Source organism: Vibrio coralliilyticus ATCC BAA-450, assembly GCF_000176135.1.
Classification (GTDB): domain Bacteria; phylum Pseudomonadota; class Gammaproteobacteria; order Enterobacterales; family Vibrionaceae; genus Vibrio; species Vibrio coralliilyticus.
Map to the genome: position 1 here is coordinate 543,638 of NZ_ACZN01000016.1, position 16,788 is coordinate 560,425.

General features: G+C 42.9%; 16 protein-coding genes. 8 read left to right on the forward strand and 8 right to left on the reverse strand.

Annotated elements, in window-relative coordinates:
- Window positions 1-12 precede the first annotated feature (12 nt).
- Window positions 13-1,407: an exopolysaccharide biosynthesis glycosyltransferase VpsL gene (gene vpsL / locus VIC_RS13610; RefSeq protein WP_006960549.1), complete on the reverse strand. Its 1,395-nt coding sequence runs from the start codon at window positions 1,405-1,407 to the stop codon at window positions 13-15.
- Window positions 1,408-1,855: 448 nt separating this feature from the next.
- On the reverse strand, window positions 1,856-2,464 hold the full coding sequence (locus tag VIC_RS13615; RefSeq protein ID WP_006960550.1) for a TetR/AcrR family transcriptional regulator: 609 nt from the start codon (window positions 2,462-2,464) through the stop codon (window positions 1,856-1,858).
- Window positions 2,465-2,573: 109 nt separating this feature from the next.
- Here VIC_RS13615 and VIC_RS13620 point away from each other — a divergent pair, with 109 nt between their 5' ends.
- Both VIC_RS13620 and VIC_RS13625 read left to right on the forward strand, forming a co-directional pair.
- Window positions 2,574-3,734: an MBL fold metallo-hydrolase gene (locus VIC_RS13620; protein ID WP_039951934.1), complete on the forward strand. Its 1,161-nt coding sequence runs from the start codon at window positions 2,574-2,576 to the stop codon at window positions 3,732-3,734.
- A 158-nt stretch (window positions 3,735-3,892) separates the two neighbouring features.
- Complete coding sequence (locus VIC_RS13625) at window positions 3,893-5,137, forward strand: MDR family MFS transporter (RefSeq protein WP_039951937.1); 1,245 nt, start codon at window positions 3,893-3,895, stop codon at window positions 5,135-5,137.
- A 29-nt stretch (window positions 5,138-5,166) separates the two neighbouring features.
- Here the strand turns inward: VIC_RS13625 and VIC_RS13630 are convergent, their stop codons facing one another.
- From VIC_RS13630 to VIC_RS13640, 3 genes are all read right to left on the reverse strand, one after another.
- Window positions 5,167-6,261 carry a mechanosensitive ion channel family protein gene (locus tag VIC_RS13630; RefSeq protein WP_006960555.1) on the reverse strand — a complete coding sequence of 365 codons (1,095 nt, stop codon included), beginning with the start codon at window positions 6,259-6,261 and terminating at the stop codon, window positions 5,167-5,169.
- A gap of 137 nt (window positions 6,262-6,398) precedes the next feature.
- Window positions 6,399-6,845, reverse strand: a complete 447-nt coding sequence (locus tag VIC_RS13635; protein ID WP_039951939.1) for a DUF2850 domain-containing protein — start codon at window positions 6,843-6,845, stop codon at window positions 6,399-6,401.
- Window positions 6,846-7,031: 186 nt separating this feature from the next.
- The gene (locus tag VIC_RS13640; protein ID WP_006960557.1) at window positions 7,032-8,342 is read right to left on the reverse strand and encodes an ABC1 kinase family protein; all 1,311 of its coding nucleotides are present in this window, start codon (window positions 8,340-8,342) and stop codon (window positions 7,032-7,034) included.
- Between the two features lie 171 nt (window positions 8,343-8,513).
- On the opposite strand from VIC_RS13640, the gene ppnP reads away from it, so the two are divergent.
- Together ppnP and VIC_RS13650 are read left to right on the forward strand one after the other, a co-directional pair.
- Entirely contained in the window at window positions 8,514-8,795 is a 282-nt protein-coding gene (gene ppnP, locus VIC_RS13645; protein WP_006960558.1) for a pyrimidine/purine nucleoside phosphorylase, read from the forward strand.
- Window positions 8,796-9,144: 349 nt separating this feature from the next.
- Window positions 9,145-9,432, forward strand: a complete 288-nt coding sequence (locus VIC_RS13650; protein ID WP_039951941.1) for a hypothetical protein — start codon at window positions 9,145-9,147, stop codon at window positions 9,430-9,432.
- Here the strand turns inward: VIC_RS13650 and VIC_RS13655 are convergent.
- Both VIC_RS13655 and VIC_RS13660 read right to left on the reverse strand, forming a co-directional pair.
- Window positions 9,419-10,585 carry a GGDEF domain-containing protein gene (locus VIC_RS13655; protein ID WP_006960560.1) on the reverse strand — a complete coding sequence of 389 codons (1,167 nt, stop codon included), beginning with the start codon at window positions 10,583-10,585 and terminating at the stop codon, window positions 9,419-9,421. The genes VIC_RS13650 and VIC_RS13655 overlap by 14 nt on opposite strands.
- Window positions 10,586-10,881: 296 nt before the next feature.
- A complete protein-coding gene (locus VIC_RS13660; RefSeq protein WP_006960561.1) occupies window positions 10,882-11,769 on the reverse strand; it encodes a LysR substrate-binding domain-containing protein in 888 nt (295 codons plus the stop codon).
- A gap of 90 nt (window positions 11,770-11,859) precedes the next feature.
- On the opposite strand from VIC_RS13660, the gene VIC_RS13665 reads away from it, so the two are divergent.
- Window positions 11,860-12,771, forward strand: a complete 912-nt coding sequence (locus VIC_RS13665; RefSeq protein WP_006960562.1) for a DMT family transporter — start codon at window positions 11,860-11,862, stop codon at window positions 12,769-12,771.
- 4 nt (window positions 12,772-12,775) lie between these two features.
- On the opposite strand, the gene VIC_RS13670 is transcribed toward VIC_RS13665, so the two are convergent.
- Window positions 12,776-13,375, reverse strand: coding sequence for an alpha-ketoglutarate-dependent dioxygenase AlkB family protein (locus tag VIC_RS13670; RefSeq protein WP_050778621.1), 600 nt, complete (start codon window positions 13,373-13,375; stop codon window positions 12,776-12,778).
- Between the two features lie 190 nt (window positions 13,376-13,565).
- Here VIC_RS13670 and VIC_RS13675 point away from each other — a divergent pair, with 190 nt between their 5' ends.
- The 3 genes from VIC_RS13675 to VIC_RS13685 all read left to right on the forward strand — a co-directional run bounded on the left by VIC_RS13675 (window position 13,566) and on the right by VIC_RS13685 (window position 16,747).
- Window positions 13,566-14,939, forward strand: coding sequence for a diguanylate cyclase (locus VIC_RS13675; RefSeq protein WP_039952048.1), 1,374 nt, complete (start codon window positions 13,566-13,568; stop codon window positions 14,937-14,939).
- A gap of 85 nt (window positions 14,940-15,024) precedes the next feature.
- On the forward strand, window positions 15,025-15,459 hold the full coding sequence (locus VIC_RS13680) for an Mpo1 family 2-hydroxy fatty acid dioxygenase (protein ID WP_006960565.1): 435 nt from the start codon (window positions 15,025-15,027) through the stop codon (window positions 15,457-15,459).
- Window positions 15,460-15,730: 271 nt separating this feature from the next.
- Window positions 15,731-16,747: a TRAP transporter substrate-binding protein gene (locus VIC_RS13685; protein ID WP_006960566.1), complete on the forward strand. Its 1,017-nt coding sequence runs from the start codon at window positions 15,731-15,733 to the stop codon at window positions 16,745-16,747.
- Window positions 16,748-16,788 lie beyond the last annotated feature (41 nt).

The following is a 16,788-nucleotide window of genomic DNA, read 5'->3' on the forward strand; positions in this document are numbered from 1 at the left end:
CATGTCCATGACTTAATAGGCATTTTTGCCAACAAAACCTTTGAAAACTGTAAGAAAAACAATCTTAATATCGAACCATAGAGACCATCTGTGGATGTAATCTAGGTCGAATTGCACGCGCTTTTCCATCTTGTCGATGGTGTTGGTTTCGCCGCGCCATCCGTTAACCTGAGCCCAACCTGTAATGCCTGGTTTCACTTTGTGGCGCAACATGTAACGGTTCACAATAGTGCGATACTCTTCGTTGTGCGCGACAGCGTGAGGACGTGGGCCAACAATAGACATGCGGCCTTGCAGTACGTTGATAAACTGAGGGAGCTCGTCCAATGAAGTACGGCGAATGAAAGCCCCGAACTTAGTCACACGCGGGTCGTTCTTTGTTGCCTGAGCGACCTTAGCGCCATTATCCATTACTTTCATGCTACGGAATTTCCACACTTTTATCGGCTTACCATCCAGGCCGTATCGAAGCTGCTTGAAAATGATGGGGCCCGGAGAAGAGATTTTTACACCGATCGCGACGGCAAGAAGTACTGGGCTAATCAACACAAGAATTAAGCTGCTCAAAACCAAATCTTCTAAACGTTTTAACCAAGTCGATAACCCATTAAACGGTGTGTCGAATATGCTGAATGCGTTGACTTCACCTATGGTGTACCAGCGGGAATGCAATAGATTAAACGTGAAGAAATCGGGCACGACATACGTATTTACGGTACTGTCAGAAAAAGCTTCCAAAATATCTGAAATACGTTTTTGTGCCTGCATTGGCAAAGCAATATAGATATTTTGCACCTCGCCATTTTTTGCTAACGCTAATGCATCTTTTATTGTGCCTAGTATAGGTAAATCACTAGTCAGTCGCTTCGGCTCTCGGTCATCATAGAAACCCGTGAGTTTAATTCCTAATTCTGGATGATTACGCAAGTTGTTTGATAGTTCTAATCCTTGCGGAGTTAAACCTATAATGGCTGCTTTTTTTGTATGAACACCCCGCTGGTGGAGGTAATAAAGTGCCATGAAAGCGAACATGCGCCAAATAAGCAGAGCTGCAAAAGTGAGTACAATCCAATAACCAATAATTAGACGGGAAAAGTCTGGGCCAGTTTTTGAAAAGTAGCTAAGTAACGTGAGTCCACCAACGGTAGAGACCCAACAAAAAGAAGTATAAAGCGCCAGAGAACGAAGTTTAGCAGTACGCCAATGGCTGTATATATCTAGACTCTCAGCGATGAAAGAGTAGATGATAACACCCAACAGACCTGCAGAGATGTAGCCTAAGGTAACAATGTGCGCATTTGCTTTGATAGCAATATACAACGCACAGAGTATTACCAAGCAGTCAATAAGACGATAAAAGACTTTACCGTGATAATTGGTAATACGTATCCTTCCTCGTTCACTCATTGTGAGCTCCTGAAATACATGTAATCCCTGTAAGGTTTTAACAAATAAAAATAGCAAGGCGCATTTTTATAACATCTTTATATAGGTTGCAATGATATAAGGTGGCTCAATATTAAGACTGATGGTGTATTGTTTTAGATTGAAGGTGATAGGTTAAATTATTTACTAATAAATAATTGGTTAGATAATTATTAGATGTTTTACTCAATAATTTGAGAGTGTGTTTTTTATTTATTTTATTTTCTAAGTTGGATGAGAATAATTTAACTTTCTCAAAATAGAAACAATTACAGATGGCTGGAGTTCTTATTTATAAGAATGGTTGTTATTGGCTATTTACAACAGGTATTTACTTTGAGTCTGGACTTTTATTTAGTTATTGCTAATTAGACAAATGGTTAGAAGAGAGAGGCAAGAACTTGACTTGGTATTCTTGCCCAGAGAGACGTTATTTCGTCTGATAACGTGCAACGAAGGTGTGAGTTGCACATTCTACTGCACTTTTTAGTAGTTCACAGTTTGCCGGAGGTTGATGCCCAAGTAATTGAGGCCAAAAAACGACGGCTTTAATACTGCCGATAAATTGTTCAACAGCCATGGAGATGTCATCGACTTCAAGCACCCCAGCCTCAATGCCTTGTTTTACCCACTGATTAAGGCCATAAGAGTCCTCGATAGCCTCGAAACGTTTCATCAGCAACTGAGAAGTGTGAGGGCATCGAATGCATTCCGCCATGACTAAGCGTGCGGTCATTTGAAAATCGTCGGTATTGATGTAACACATCTGCTTGAGTGTGATATCGATAAGTTGTGCTGCCACTGACACAGAAGGTTCAAATTTCAGCTCACATTGTTCATCAAAGCGACATATTAGCTTATCTACAATGACCTCAAATAGAGCATCTTTGTTTGGGTAGTATTTGTATAACGTGCGTTTTGAAACCCCAGCATGTTTAGAAATACCTTCCATACTGGCCTGCTCAAAGCCTTTTTGAGAGAAAACTTCAATGGCGGACCTGATGATATCTTCTTGTTTTATATCGCTTCGTTTAATCATGCACTCATCTCAAGATACTTAAAGTAAACGATGGTGTTTACTTTTAATGTTGCAGTGTCTAAAGTATACACCATCGTTTACTTTCTTGGGTAGCTACTAGGTCATGAAAATGAGCAATCGGATTAAAGCATCGGCAAATTCAGCACTAGGTGTAATGGGATTCAGCCAGCTTCTTAACACCGAAAGCGGTGTTGAGCGTCAACAGAGCGAACGGCTGAGAGCGAAAAGAATCGTCAACTCAAAGCAATTTAAAAATGGCAAAGTAGTGGCTAGAATGCCTAGCGTGCCAAGCTCAGAGAGTATGTCTGCAGTGATGTGGAAATTCTTTTTCCAACGAGGCTCCCTCAAGCCTCAAACCATGTTGCCCCATGTTCCCGTCAATATGGTCAAACTGGCGCAACGCAGTGATGATATGCGTGTTACTTGGTTAGGACACTCAAGTCTATTTATCGATATAGACCGAACTCGAATCCTTATTGACCCTGTGTTTGAGCACGCGTCACCTTGGGTGGCGAAAAAGTTTTTCTCCCGTAATGTAAAAGCGCCGGTTAAACGTGATGAATTACCTCTACCAGACGCTATTGTGATTTCACACGATCATTATGATCATTTAGAAGAGTCGACGATTCGTTACTACGCCGATAAAGATGTCGTCTTCATGGTGCCGTTGGCGGTAGGGCGCCATTTAGAAAAGTGGGGCGTAAGTCCTGCTAAGATCCAAGAATTAGATTGGTGGGAGTCGACCACTATCAATGGCGTTAAGCTGACTGCAGCCCCAGCAAACCATAATTCTGGCCGTACTGGTTTTGATTCCAATAGCACGCTTTGGGCTTCTTGGGCCATCCTTGGTAAATCTGGCTCATTGTTTTACAGCGGTGATTCAGCGTACGACACACATTTTAAAGAGATCGGAAAAAAACTCGGACCGTTTGATATGGCATTCATTGAAGTGGCCGCCAATGTGAAAGAGGGTAAAGGTTTCCCTGTCGAAAACTGGGGGCATATGCAAGCGCGACATACGATGCAGGCATTTATGGATCTGGGCGCAGAGCAATTGTTCCCAGTTCATTGGTCCACTTTCGAGCTGTTTGCTCACAAATGGGATGAACCCATGACCGATCTCATCGAAGAAGCCAAAGTTACGGGCGCGAGATTAGTGACACCTATGGTTGGAGAAACACTTGAGCTCAATGATGAGATAAACACGTCATTCTGGTGGAAAAACCAGAATGAAAAGTGGGTAAAAGGTGATTTAAGCTTTCAGAATTAGATACTATAACTCCATAGAAAATAAACGATATTTTGACTAGGCCTGCGTATTGCGGGCCTTTTTATTGGAATTATAAATAACGCTATCTTTTACATCGAAAACTCATGTACTCTAAGTTAACATTTATGCAACAAGCTGGTTAATGAAGGAGTAAGCCAATGGATAAAGAACAAAGTCTTTTTCAATGGGAAAGGGTGAAACGTTTTAACTTTTCCGTTTGGACAGTTCTAATTGGCGTACTCATTGCTAGGACCAGTTATTTCATGGCCTGGCCGTTTTTGATTGTCTTCCTCTATCAGGATTATGGTACCTCTGCTATCGAGGTCGGTTCGATGCTTGCAGCGTCTGCCTTGATAGGTTCAGTCGCTGGGCTATATTCGGGTTATCTATCTGACAAGTTCGGCAGAAAGTGGCTGATGTCGGCCGGCTGTATCATCGCTTTTTTTGCGTATAACGGCATCGCTTTGGCGAGTGAAGTTTGGCATTTCTACATTCTCATTCTCTTTACTGGCTTGATGCATCCTCTCATTGATGGGCCAGCTAAGGCGGTGTTAGGAGACTCGCTTGATGATCTGAAAGACCGAGAGCTGGCACTTAACACACGTTACTTTTTGCTTAATATTGGCGGGGCAATAGGGCCTCTTATTGGGGTAACGCTAGCATTATCGGATCCTCAAAGCCTGTTTATGGTGACTGGGTTTACTCACTTAGCGTATTGCTTTTGGATTCTTTTTGGTATTGAACGTAAAGGCAAGTTTAAGCAACCGGATCGTTCACAATTACCCAATTTTCGCCAGACGTTGAAAGTCATCAGTAAAGACCGAATCTTCGTCTTGTTGATGTTGGCTAATCTGATGTTGATGTTCGTTTATGCGCAGCTCGAATCATCAGTTCCTCAGGTTATTGTGCGAAGTGGCATTGAAGAGTCTGCCACATTGATTGCGATGCTATTGTTTATCAACACCGCGACCATTGTTCTATTTCAGTTCCCGCTACTTAAACTGATGGAAAAGCTTCCGCTTTTTACCCGTACTCGCATAGGGATGATCCTGATTGCTATTGGGCAACTGGCATTTATTGTGTCACCAAAAGATGCCGCGATAGGCTGGGCGATAGCCAGCTTTATTATCAGCCTCGGAGAGGTGGTGACTTTCCCAACCATTAACGTTCAAATTGATCGACTCGCGCCTGCCCATTTGAGGGGCTCTTACTTCGGTGCGACGGCGCTCTATACGTTGGGTTTTGCAATTGGTCCATTGCTTGGGGGAATGATGATTGAGTGGTTAGGCGCTAACTGGTTATTTGGTTTCTGCTTTATCGTCTGTCTATCAATGATCTGGCTCTATTGGTATGCCGAACACGCTGAAGACCCAGTGGAAAGAGAACCTGTGACTCAAACATAAATAGAAGCCCTCGAATGAGGGCTTTATTATTAGAGTTCGTTTGGCGTCTGTTCGTCTGAAAATTGCGGCTCAAACTTCAAGGTTTGAGTTGGGTACGCGATATCTGCGCCATGCTTGTGAATGATAGACATGATTTTTAACAGAACATCTTCTTTGACTTCATGATAGCGAATCCAGTTAACGGTTTTGGTGAAGGTATACACCATCATTTGCAGAGATGACGGACCAAAAGCGTTGAAGTTGACGATGAGAGTCTGCTTGGTATCAATATCAGGGTGACTTTTCAACATTGTCTTAATGTCTTTTACGATTTGAGCAACCTTCTCTCCATCATCGTAGCGAACACCAATCGTCTCTTTGATTCTTCGGTTGAGCATTCGTGATGGGTTTTCCACCACTATGTTGCTGAATACTGAGTTAGGAACATAAAGAGGTCGTTTGTCGAAAGTGCGGATAATCGTCATTCGCCACCCGATGCGCTCTACGGTGCCTTCGATCTGGCGATCCGGAGAGCGGATCCAGTCTCCGACTTTAAACGGACGATCGAAATAAATCATCATACCGCCAAAGAAGTTAGAGAGGAGGTCTTTGGCTGCTAAACCCACAACCAAGCCACCGACACCACCAAAGGTCAGTAAACCGGACAAGCTTAGGCCAAATGCCTGCATGATGGTCAGCATACCAATGGTAATGAAGAACAGCCTCGACACCTTGGCTATCGCTTGGACTGTCGTCTCGTCCCTAGACTTCTGTTTTAAAACATACTCTTCGACATTGTTTATCAGCCGCATGGTGATCCAGATAAAGATAGCGATCACCAGTAGAAGCTTTAAAGTACTTAGCCAGTTCAGCTTAGACCCCATGTAGTCTTGCAGAATGAATCCAAGTGAAATTGTCGCGGGCCAACACCAAATCAGTGTGCTGACGGGCGTTTTGAGTGCGTGTAGAGTAAGGTCATCCCAGTGGAATTTGGTTTTGCCGACAAGAATCTCTAGTCTACCGTAGATGATGCGCCATGCGATCCAAGCAAAGAAACTTGCGGCAGTGATGAACAGAACGTTGGTATCCCAGCTTTGCAGCATAGTCACAAGGTTCTGAGGCAATAAAGCAACTAACTCATTCATTTAAGGGGTCTTATTGTTGAAGTTATGAGGACAAGTATAAGGGGTTGTCAGTAGGCACACTACCGACATTTTTCCGACAGGTCTTATTCGCCTTCATTTCTGATGACGGTAAATCAATAAACTGAGCAACGCTCTGTTTATTTCTTACTGCTGAAGTGTTCAGATAAAGCGGCTCGGCGATTTTTGGCAGAGCCTCCGCCGCCTTCCATATCAACCGTGTTTTCATAACCGGCTTTGATAAATCGCTGTGTTGGGCTGTTGGGTTCTAGACGACGAAGTTGAGGTGATTCGAAGGTACCTGCAATTTGATAAATTGAAATACCACCACCCGTTGTTACCGTGACTAGCTTTCCGTCAAAGTCGAAGTTAGTGGTGATTAACCGGTCATTTCGATAAACACCTATTTCGTTAAACGTCAGAATTTCAGTGTTGTATTCAGGAGTGCCGATTTCTATCCAACGGCCGTAGACATTCTTAGGGTGGACGTAATCTTTGTAGCTGAAAAAAAGCAGCGCAGCAAAAGCTGTCGCCAAAATGAAAAATAGCGTTGCGAAAGATAATTTTACAAAAGCTTCTTTTTCCATGTAAGAGCGCTTTTTCAATTTGGGTGCATTGGTTGTTCTGTTTAACGCCACACTAAACTGCTCTGGTCAGCGGAACTAAATCGAAAGTTTACCTTTAATTCGATTGCTGTGGTGTAAGAGTTTTCTCATTGACATTACTTATCAATAATAAGTTTGATCTTCAGCCCAAAAAATGCACGGTTTATTTTAGTCAATATAAGGTGCCACCAATGCCTTAACATTCACTTTGGCCTTTAGTCTTGCTGCTAATAAGTATAGTCCGCCTATCTTGCGATGGAGAAACAGCGCATCTGCTGGCGGAGTATGCCAGTAGTTCTTTTCCATACTTAATACTGTCCCGGCCTCCCTCAATCGCATGGACAAATCACTGGTGCCAAAATCGTACTCCCCATCGAAAAGCATAGGTTCACAGGCCTGCTCAACCAAATTTAAAATGGCTGCTTTCTGTTGGCTTTCAATATCTTGACTAAAGAAACCTATCTGAGAGAGTGCGCTATCTAATGCATGACTATCATTTTTAGTCACCGCTTTAAACGCTCGTTGATAACCTTGACTGATTTTGTCGCTGTATGTTCTGGTCGCCCCGAAATCCAACAGAACGATTTTCTTACTCTCATGATTAAACAGATAGTTGGCAAAGTTGGGGTCTGTTTGCACAAGTTGATACTCAAACAGTTCTCTGAAAAGAAGGGATAGCAACGCGGTCATCACTTTATCACGAGTGATTTGGTCGCAATTACTGATTGTTTCAATAGGCTGCCCTTCGAGATAAGACATAGTTAGCACAGTTTCAGAGCTCACCGCAGGGTAAACTCTTGGAACTTCAAATTCAGTATCATTAATCAAATGCTTTCGATACGTTTCGAGAAATTCGGCTTCTTTTTTATAGTTGGCTTCGTCATGAAGTTGTTCTTTCGCTTGTTGAAGAAGGCCATTGATGTCGACATTTTTGGGAATTAAGCCTACCAGGTTAAGAAGTGTCGCCACATTGTCCACATCACTGTCGATGCTTTTTCTGATACCTGGATATTGAACTTTGACTGCTATGGGATCACCCGCATCAGTATGAGCAAAGTGCACTTGTCCGATTGACGCACTGGCTATTGGCTTAAAGTTAAACGACAAGAATTGAGACTTCCAATCGTCGCCTAAGCCGCTCGACATGACTTGTGTGAGCTGCTTGGCCAACATGGGGTTGGCGTCAGAACGTAAACGAGCCAGAATATCGGCGAGTTCAGGAGAGAGAAGATCACCTGCATCCATAGAGAGCATTTGGCCTATTTTCATTGCTGCACCGCGTAGGTGTGCTAATTGATCGGCCAGGCGTTTGATATTGGTAGGAGTAAGCAATAACTCTTGTTTACTAGGTTTATTGCCTTTCATCCATTGCTTTGTTCCTTCCGCAACGACATTAGAGCCTATTTTGGTCGCCAATGATGCCATCTGACCAAAACGAGATAATCTATTGGTTGGGATCTTGGATTCTTCCTTAGACATCGAACATTCTCCTATCTTTTGGGTGTTTATACGGCAACCCACTGTTTTTATATCACTTTGTAAATGCACCGCCTAGCGTGCGGTTGAAATACTTACTTGCTAGGTGTCAATGATTCCGATAAAAACTAGCTCTGATACTTAGTTTCTATCGAATAATTTCAAGGAGGATACATGATCAAAGCAAATCATTATTTTGAAGGGAACGTACAGTCTTTAGCGTACGAGCAAGACGGCGCACAATCTAGTGTAGGGGTAATGGCTCCTGGTGAATATACATTTGGCACGGCTGCGCCAGAGCGTATGACGGTGGTGCAGGGTAGCTTAACCGTTAAACGTGTTGGCGATGAGGATTGGGTAACTTACACCAAAGGTGAGTCATTTAACGTAGCAGGCGACTCGTCATTCGATCTTAAAGTCACTGCAGCAACTGCTTATCTGTGCGAGTACCTTTAAAATAAAACCAACAATCTCGTCGCGTATGTCTGTATGGTGGGCGGCGAGTAATAACATGCAAAACAAAACGCAATTCGATTTTAAAAACGCAAATTCCATCTATGGAGGACGTATATTTCCTCTCTTCATCACATTTCTGTCCAAAAATCATTTCTTACATGCTTTCAAATATTGGCAAAGACTTTGCTTAAACAAACTAATGAAAGGGCTTGAGAACAAGGCTATATGATGAGGTAGCAGCATTATTGTTCGGAAATCCCGAGATATGACCAAGTAATAAACAGATTTGTCAGTTACATCGTTGGCTATACTTAGTTTGTAACTGAACTGCTTCGAGAGGAGGTTGATGATGGCTGTAGTACCGAAACACAAAGACCCGAACGCTCGTTACGATCCCAATCAGGAGCTTACTGCTGATCAGTTACACCGATTTGGCAAAGTAGCGAATAAAGCGCAAGCTCGGCGCGATCAAATGGCACAGCGTAGCTCATTATCGACTGCTGCAAGGGCTGCCAAAGAGACCGCAATGAAGCCTATTGTTGTGCCAAAGAAGGATAAACCTAATTCTGCTCGTTACGCTGCTTGGATGTTGGTTGTGATGGCTATCTGTCTATGGCTCATGTTCATGAGCCGCTAAACTTATTTATTGGGGTTACCTTCTCTGCATCGGTACTCTTGATTGCAGGGACAGATCCAGCGTGATCACTTTGGTAATATCGATATTGGTTTTTTCCATTATGTTTTGCGGCGTACATTGCTTTGTCTGCACAGCGAGTGAGCTCTGGCAGTGAGTCTCCATCGGTCGGAAAGATTGCGACACCAGCGCTTACGGTGAGTTTATTAATCCTTTCTGTGCTTTGGTAGCTGTCTTCAAACAAATGACAGATGCGCTCCAGTATATTGTTAAGGTCTTTTATGCTTCGTACATCGTAAAGAAGTAAGACAAACTCATCACCAGCATAACGTGCGATTGAATAGTCGTGTTTCTGTGTCTTCCTGTCTTTAGAGCGAATATTGTTCTTTAGGCGTTTTGAGAAATGTTGTAAAACTCGATCCCCTACATCATGGCCATAGGTATCATTGATGGCCTTAAAGTTATCAATATCGAGAAACACCATTGCGGTGACCGTCTTATTGGCACGTACTTCTTCTAATTTCTCCATTGCCCAGCTCTCAAAGCTCCAACGATTCGCAAGTCCAGTGAGTTGATCGCGATAAGCGAGGTCTTCAATCCCCTCTTTATAGAGCGATTGAATATAGTTGACGACTTTGGAGTAGAAGTAAGATGAGGTATTACACAGTAAGCATAGGGCAAATAAACTGATCAGAAATCTATCTACAGAGAGCTGCAGTGGCACAGAAACTAAATCCGTAAATAGACAGGTGATCATCGTCAAAACATAGAAGCTACTACTGAACAGCAATCCATAGCGGAATTCACAGACAAAAATAACAGCCGCCATAATAGGGTAGAGCCAAAGAAGGCGATCGGAGATATGTTCGCCGAATAGTAGCAACATCATTCCTTGAAAGAGCAAAACACATGAAAGCACCAAGTCTGAAAAGTTGGCTGACTGATTAAGTCTGAGGTACCAAAGATTGGCAGAGAGCACTGCCACGCACAGCATATTGAGTGTGCCAAACAGGTAGTTTTGATTGGCAATATGGATAGAGCCGTAATAGGTTAAAATGACGAGCGCAATGACAGAACAGAGGAGCACGACTTTGCACTTGCGAGCAGAGCGCATATCCGCCATTTCTTCTAAATGTTGTCCTACAAAACTCGCCATTTGATTCCTTGCCCGTAAATTCACAATCCGGCAATTAAAGTCTAGAAGAAAAAAAGGAGTCTGAATGAAGGTATTAGAAAAGGAAATTGAATGAGATCAATTAATTATATGAGTCGTATTGCTTATGAGTTGGGGCTAAATTTAAGGCACTAAATTTTGGCGCATAGGTAACTCATTGTATTTGATGGTCAAATATAATAATCGATAATAAATTGGCGTTTTTAACTCTATGATTAGTTTAGAGAAAATGGAGTCCTAGTGTCATTCTATATAATAAAAAAATCTATAAATGGCAGCTAAGTACTGAATTCGCTACGAAGCCAATTGCGAAGTATTAGAACGTGTTCATTTTTAAGCTTCTCGGGCTGGCAGGCGAAGTAAAAATCCTGATGAGGGTTGAGGACTGGCTGGCCAACCTCGACGAGAGAGCCATTACTGACATCATCCCGGATAAACTGTCGATGTGTCACAAAGACACCCAGTTTACGAATGGTCGCTTGAACCGCTTGAATTGAGGCTGAAAAGCTTAAATTATTGGCAAAAGGTGGCATAGAGAGTTGATGGTTTTCACACCATACCTGCCAGTCATATTTTCGTCTGTCGTTAGCAGCAACGATAGCGGGATACTGAGCCAATAAAGATGCTGGTGTGGTCTCTTCATTGACTAGCTCAGGGCTAGCGGCCATTACCAATTCATCCCTAGCTAGTAATTCACAGTAGTAATCAGGCCAATCGTCAGTGTTTCCATGAATGATTGCGACATCAATGCCTTCGTTTTCCATAACAAAGCTACCGATTAGGTTTGAAATGCGTATATCCAGTTGCGGTGCATACTGATTAAATCGATTGACTCGGGGAATCCACCAGTGCATTGCCAGAGAGTGGACCATATTGAGTGTCAGTCTCTGGCTCTGCTGTTCGTCAATCAGATTTTGAGTGGCCGCTACAATCTGTTCTATTGCCGGGGCTACTTGTTTGTAGTACCTGCGGCCAGCTGCGTTGAGAGCCACTTTTCGCCCCGTCCGAATAAACAACGCCTGACCGATTTGTGTTTCGAGTGACTTGATAGCTTGGCTAACAGCAGAGTGGCTGACGCTCAATTCATTGGCTGCCTCCGTCATACTGCCTGTTTCTGCCACAGCAATGAAGGAGTAAATAGACTTAAGAGGTGCTAGTTTTTTCATCTGTAAGTTTTTCTTACTTAACCTGTAAATATTACTCGTTTTTTATTTCTGCTTCAAACTTCTAAACTTAGCAGCAAATAGGGAGGAGTTATGCCAAATCAGTTGTACCCAGTCTTATTCATGTTGTCTTCAACATTCAGTTTGTCACTAACCGGACTGTTTTCCAAATTTTTAAGCGAGCATTTTGATGCTAACTTGCTAAGCTTTCTTCGTTTTATCTTGCCTGCGATGGTGCTCCTTTTGATGTTTATTGGCAAAGAAGTAAGATGGCCAGACCGCAATGAACAGGTCCCTCTTTGGGTGAGAGCGCTTTGCATTGGTGCATGTCAGGTGTGCTTTATCTATGCACTGCAGCACCTGACTCTCGTTGAGAGTGTTGTATTGTTTGGTACTGGACCATTATTTATTCCAGTGTTAGAAAAGCTTATATTTTCTGTTCACTTGAGTGTCGTTAATATTGTGGGACTTGTGACTACGTTTACCGGGGTCGTTTTGTTAGCGGGTGATGTCAGTGGCTTCAATTTCAGACTAGAACTCCTTATTGGCCTTGGAGCTGGGGTGTTTAATGCGGGTTCGCAGTTGAGCCTATACCGCATCAGCAAGAGTAGATTGAATGCGTTTGAAATCAACCTATGGACTTTCCTCTATGCTGCTGTGGTAATTACTCCGCTTTTAGCGCTGAGTTTAGTCAATAATCAAACTATGTATCAGCCTGCTGGAACTAATCCTTGGCTTATAATAGCGGTGCTTGGTGTTCTGGCGTTCCTGATCATCAATACTCAAGTATTTCGCTCAAAAGCCTACAAACTAGCAGAGTCCGGATCTCAGCTCGCACCGCTCATTTTTACCAACTTATTGTTTACCGCGTTATGGCAAGTACTGTTCTACAAAGAAAGTTACAGTGTGTATCAAGTGTTAGGCCTTTCGCTCATTATCATTGCTAACGTAGCCTGCGTACTGTTACCTAAGTGGTTGAAGAAAAGTAACTTAAAAGTAGCGTAAGAAATTAAAAAATGGTTCTGAAGGTGAGATTGATACGTTCACCTATTGATTGGTTAGTTTTGGGTAAGCTGTGCTTCCAGTGGTGTTGCATTTCGCCGGCCATGATGAGCAAGCTACCATGGCTAAGCTCAATATCATGGTTTTGTCCTGTATGTAGGTGTTTGAGAGTAAATCGTCGTGTAGCTCCAAGGCTGAGAGAAGCGATAGTAGGGTTTTGTCCTAACTCGGGCTCATTGTCTTGATGAGCCCCCATCGAATCCTGACCATCGCGATATAAGTTAAGTAATACTGAATTGAATCTTTGGTTGGCGACGCCTTCGCATCGAGATTTAACGGACTGTAATCTTTCCGTCATTGGCATAGCAGGCATCGTTAAGCCAGAGTAGGTATAGGATTTATCTCCGTACCAAGCCTGCAAACGCGGTTGTAGCACGCTACGTCCAAAAAGCTGTATTCGCTCTTGTGTCCAAGGTGTTTCTAATTTGAGTGAAGACATCAGTTCGTCGGCTTCATTGGATGAAATAAAGTTGTCTAACCACAATAATCGACCATTCGGTAAGTCGATCCATCTTTGTTCATAGGGTAAGGCTTCAAACAAATCCAAAATTCACTCTCTTATCAATAATTTTATCTTTAACCGATGAAAACTCACTCAAGTTAATGTAGTTTTTATATAAGTGCTAAAACAATAGCCATAATAATAATTATATACCTCTAACTGGTTAGGAATAGAGGCATTACTACTCATCGGTCTAACAAACATGATCTTTTCGATGAGCTTTTGTGGGGGTGGAATGAAGTATCGCTTTGGCAATCGATGGTCAGTGTTCTTGCTGGCTTTTACACTGTTTTCTTTGGCAGTTGGACTTATCGAGTCTATCGATCGCAGTCAAAAGAATTTTTTGAGAGATAGCTTGTTAGACCGCGCTAAAGAAGAGTTGTCTATTGTTCGTTCAGAGCTAGAGTCAGCTATCGTTTACGACATATTCGCCGTTAACGATATATCGGCGTTAGTCGCTTCTAACCCGAGTTTCGAATATTCAGGTTGGGATTTACTTGCTTCCAGCATTATGCGCAAAGCGAGTCACGTTACTATCATCGGCTTGGCGCCTGATGATGTCATCAAATACATCTACCCGTTGGAAGGCAATGAGAAAGCACTTGGACTTGATTATCGAACAGTTCCAAGTCAGTGGCGAACGATAAAGAAAGCCCGCGAGGTTCAGGAGATCTTTATTGCTGGTCCTGTTAATTTGGTTCAGGGGGGAAGGGCGCTTGTTGCTCGCATACCTATATTTACCGATCCGCTATACAACCGTGATTACTGGGGAGTATGTAGTGTTGTAATCTCATTGGAAACCTTGTTTATTGATGCTGGTGCTGAAGAGTTTTCTTTTAAATACAATTTAGCAATGCGTGGAATAAACAGCTCGGGATTGGATGGAGAAGTTTTTTACGGCTCGCAGAGCACTTTTGATAACGCATTTGCCACCGAAACGGTCCACTTTCCATACGGCAGTTGGATAATAGCTGCTTCCACTAAGGATGATTTGCTTCGACACAGTGAGTGGTACCGAGTCCATGCAGTTCGTTTGCTAGGGTATCCAATGGTGCTGGTTCTGCTGATTGCCTTTGTCACCATTTTTCGCCTATATCAAGCTGCAGATCGACGCTCCCTTCACGATGAGCTAACGTCGTTACCTAACCGTCGTTATTTTATGTATACCCTTCAAGGGCATTTTGACGCAGTCTCTCATTCTGGAAAAGGTGAGGTATTTGCAATCCTCAATGTTGATCTTGATAAATTTAAGCAAATCAATGATACCTACGGCCACGCAGCGGGGGACAAGGTATTGATTGCGGTAGCAGAGAGAATTAAAAGCGTACTCAGGGCTTCAGATGTGGTGGCTCGCATTGGTGGAGACGAGTTCTTAATTATGCTTCCAAGGATATCTTCTATTGAAGATGTTGATGTTCTAAACATTGAGCTACAGAAAGCCATTTGCCATACGCCGGTCATTTTTGAGCAGCATCTCATCAATATTCATGTAAGTGTTGGTTTTGCTTTGTATAGCGCAGACTTTAAAGATGTTGATGACATGCTTAAGCTCGCCGATGTCCGAATGTATGAAGAGAAACGTCGACAGGCTCAGCGTAGCGGATTGTAGTCACGAATCTCTGATTGCGTGTCGGCACTTACTCTAATTTCATGCTATAGACAATACTATAAGATGATGATTTAGAGGGATAAGAATGCGAGATCTGACCCAGTGGCTAAGCGATTATGGTGAGAGTCATCAAAATCCAGTTAACCAGAAAATCCACAAAGTAGCAGTGCCGGGGATTTTCTTATCTATTGTCGGCTTAATCTGGTCAATTCCATCGATTTCGTTTTTCGGTTTTACCCTAAACTGGGTTTGGGTTGCGATGCTACCTGTCATGATTTTCTATTTTAAACTGTCGCTGAGCGTGTTTCTAATGATGCTTGGTTTTACATTGGCGTGTATTTCTTTGATTTGGTCTTTGGAAATTCTTCAGGCGCCCGTGCTCCTTGTTTCGCTGATCTTATTTGCCGTATTGTGGATGTTGCAGTTTATTGGGCACAAAATTGAGGGTAAGAAGCCTTCATTCTTTGAAGATCTTCTTTTTCTTCTTATCGGTCCTGTCTGGGTATTTCGCCAGAAATAGCACACACTTCTTCAACAAAACGTTTGTCTCTAACAGTCCTTCAACTGTTGGGGGCTTCGTATGTGTTTTAGATCACACTTCTTCTGCTCTTAAGCTATCTTGCTATTAACAAAATTGAAACTTGTGACTTTTGTCATGGAAAACGTTTTCTTGTTACCGGTAACATTTGTATCAAAGTTACCGGTAACATAAAATAATAATCCGGTCTCATCCCGGGCAGCTAGACTAGGCTGCATTGGAGTACATGAAACAATCTAAGGACACCCCTACTATGAAAGCGATGACAAAACCTTTGCTTGCTGCCACTTTGACAGGACTTTTTGCGACTTCGGCCTTGGCCGCTGACTTCAAACTGAAGATTCAGTCTTCTGACCCATCTGGTGATTTGAACTTTAAAGTTCAACAAAAATGGGCAGAGCGCGTAGAGAAAATGTCGAATGGCCGAATTGACATCGACCTTCTACCAGTAGGGGCAGTGGTGAAACACACTGAAACTTTAGGCGCGATCAAAATGGGTATTCTAGATGGGCAAGTGACAGCAACTGGTTACTTCTCGGGTAAGGATCCTGCTTTTGGCCTAATTGGCAACATGGTCGGTGCATGGTCAGATACGACCCAGCTTCTGCAGTACATGAACTACGGTGGTGGTAATGAACTGATGACTGAGCTTTACGCACCATATGGTGTGAAGTTTGTTGGTGCTTCAACAACGGGCGTTGAATCCTTCATCTCGAAAAAGCCGCTCAACGGTGTCGATGACTTGAAAGGTTTGAAATTACGTGCGCCAGAAGGTTTGGTTCAGCAAGTGTTCGCCGCTGCCGGTGCAACGCCTGTAAACCTACCTGGCTCTGAAGTCTTCACTGGTTTGAGTAAAGGTGTTATTGATGCAGCGGATTATACGGTATTTTCAACCAACCAAAAAGCGGGCATGAATGATATTGCTACGCACCCAGTTCAACCGGGTTTCCACTCATTACCACTGATCGATATTTCTGTATCTCAGAAGAAATGGGACAAGATGCCTGAAGACTTACAAACTATTCTTCAAACTTCAGTCCGTGATTTTTCTTACGACATGACAACTCAATTGAAAATGGCGGATCAGGCTGCAGTGAAAGAAGCGCAAGCGAACCCATCCATCACTATCCATAATTGGTCTGACGAAGAGCGTAAGAAATTCCGTGAAATTGCTAAGTCTCAATGGAAAGTGTTTGCTGAGCGTTCACCAAACGCGAAAAAAGTGTATGACTCAGTGACTGGTTTCCTAGAAGAAAACGGCCTTCTTTAAGCTGAACATGTGTTCTAGCTTCTCTCAGGAGGGCTTAGCCC

Coding starts and splice junctions, on each gene's coding strand:
- vpsL (WP_006960549.1), bottom strand. CDS start 1,407: ATGAGTGAACGAGGAAGGATACGTATTACCAATTATCACGGTAAAGTC.
- VIC_RS13615 (WP_006960550.1), bottom strand. CDS start 2,464: ATGATTAAACGAAGCGATATAAAACAAGAAGATATCATCAGGTCCGCC.
- VIC_RS13620 (WP_039951934.1), top strand. CDS start 2,574: ATGAGCAATCGGATTAAAGCATCGGCAAATTCAGCACTAGGTGTAATG.
- VIC_RS13625 (WP_039951937.1), top strand. CDS start 3,893: ATGGATAAAGAACAAAGTCTTTTTCAATGGGAAAGGGTGAAACGTTTT.
- VIC_RS13630 (WP_006960555.1), bottom strand. CDS start 6,261: ATGAATGAGTTAGTTGCTTTATTGCCTCAGAACCTTGTGACTATGCTG.
- VIC_RS13635 (WP_039951939.1), bottom strand. CDS start 6,845: ATGGAAAAAGAAGCTTTTGTAAAATTATCTTTCGCAACGCTATTTTTC.
- VIC_RS13640 (WP_006960557.1), bottom strand. CDS start 8,342: ATGTCTAAGGAAGAATCCAAGATCCCAACCAATAGATTATCTCGTTTT.
- ppnP (WP_006960558.1), top strand. CDS start 8,514: ATGATCAAAGCAAATCATTATTTTGAAGGGAACGTACAGTCTTTAGCG.
- VIC_RS13650 (WP_039951941.1), top strand. CDS start 9,145: ATGGCTGTAGTACCGAAACACAAAGACCCGAACGCTCGTTACGATCCC.
- VIC_RS13655 (WP_006960560.1), bottom strand. CDS start 10,585: ATGGCGAGTTTTGTAGGACAACATTTAGAAGAAATGGCGGATATGCGC.
- VIC_RS13660 (WP_006960561.1), bottom strand. CDS start 11,769: ATGAAAAAACTAGCACCTCTTAAGTCTATTTACTCCTTCATTGCTGTG.
- VIC_RS13665 (WP_006960562.1), top strand. CDS start 11,860: ATGCCAAATCAGTTGTACCCAGTCTTATTCATGTTGTCTTCAACATTC.
- VIC_RS13675 (WP_039952048.1), top strand. CDS start 13,566: ATGAAGTATCGCTTTGGCAATCGATGGTCAGTGTTCTTGCTGGCTTTT.
- VIC_RS13680 (WP_006960565.1), top strand. CDS start 15,025: ATGCGAGATCTGACCCAGTGGCTAAGCGATTATGGTGAGAGTCATCAA.
- VIC_RS13685 (WP_006960566.1), top strand. CDS start 15,731: ATGAAAGCGATGACAAAACCTTTGCTTGCTGCCACTTTGACAGGACTT.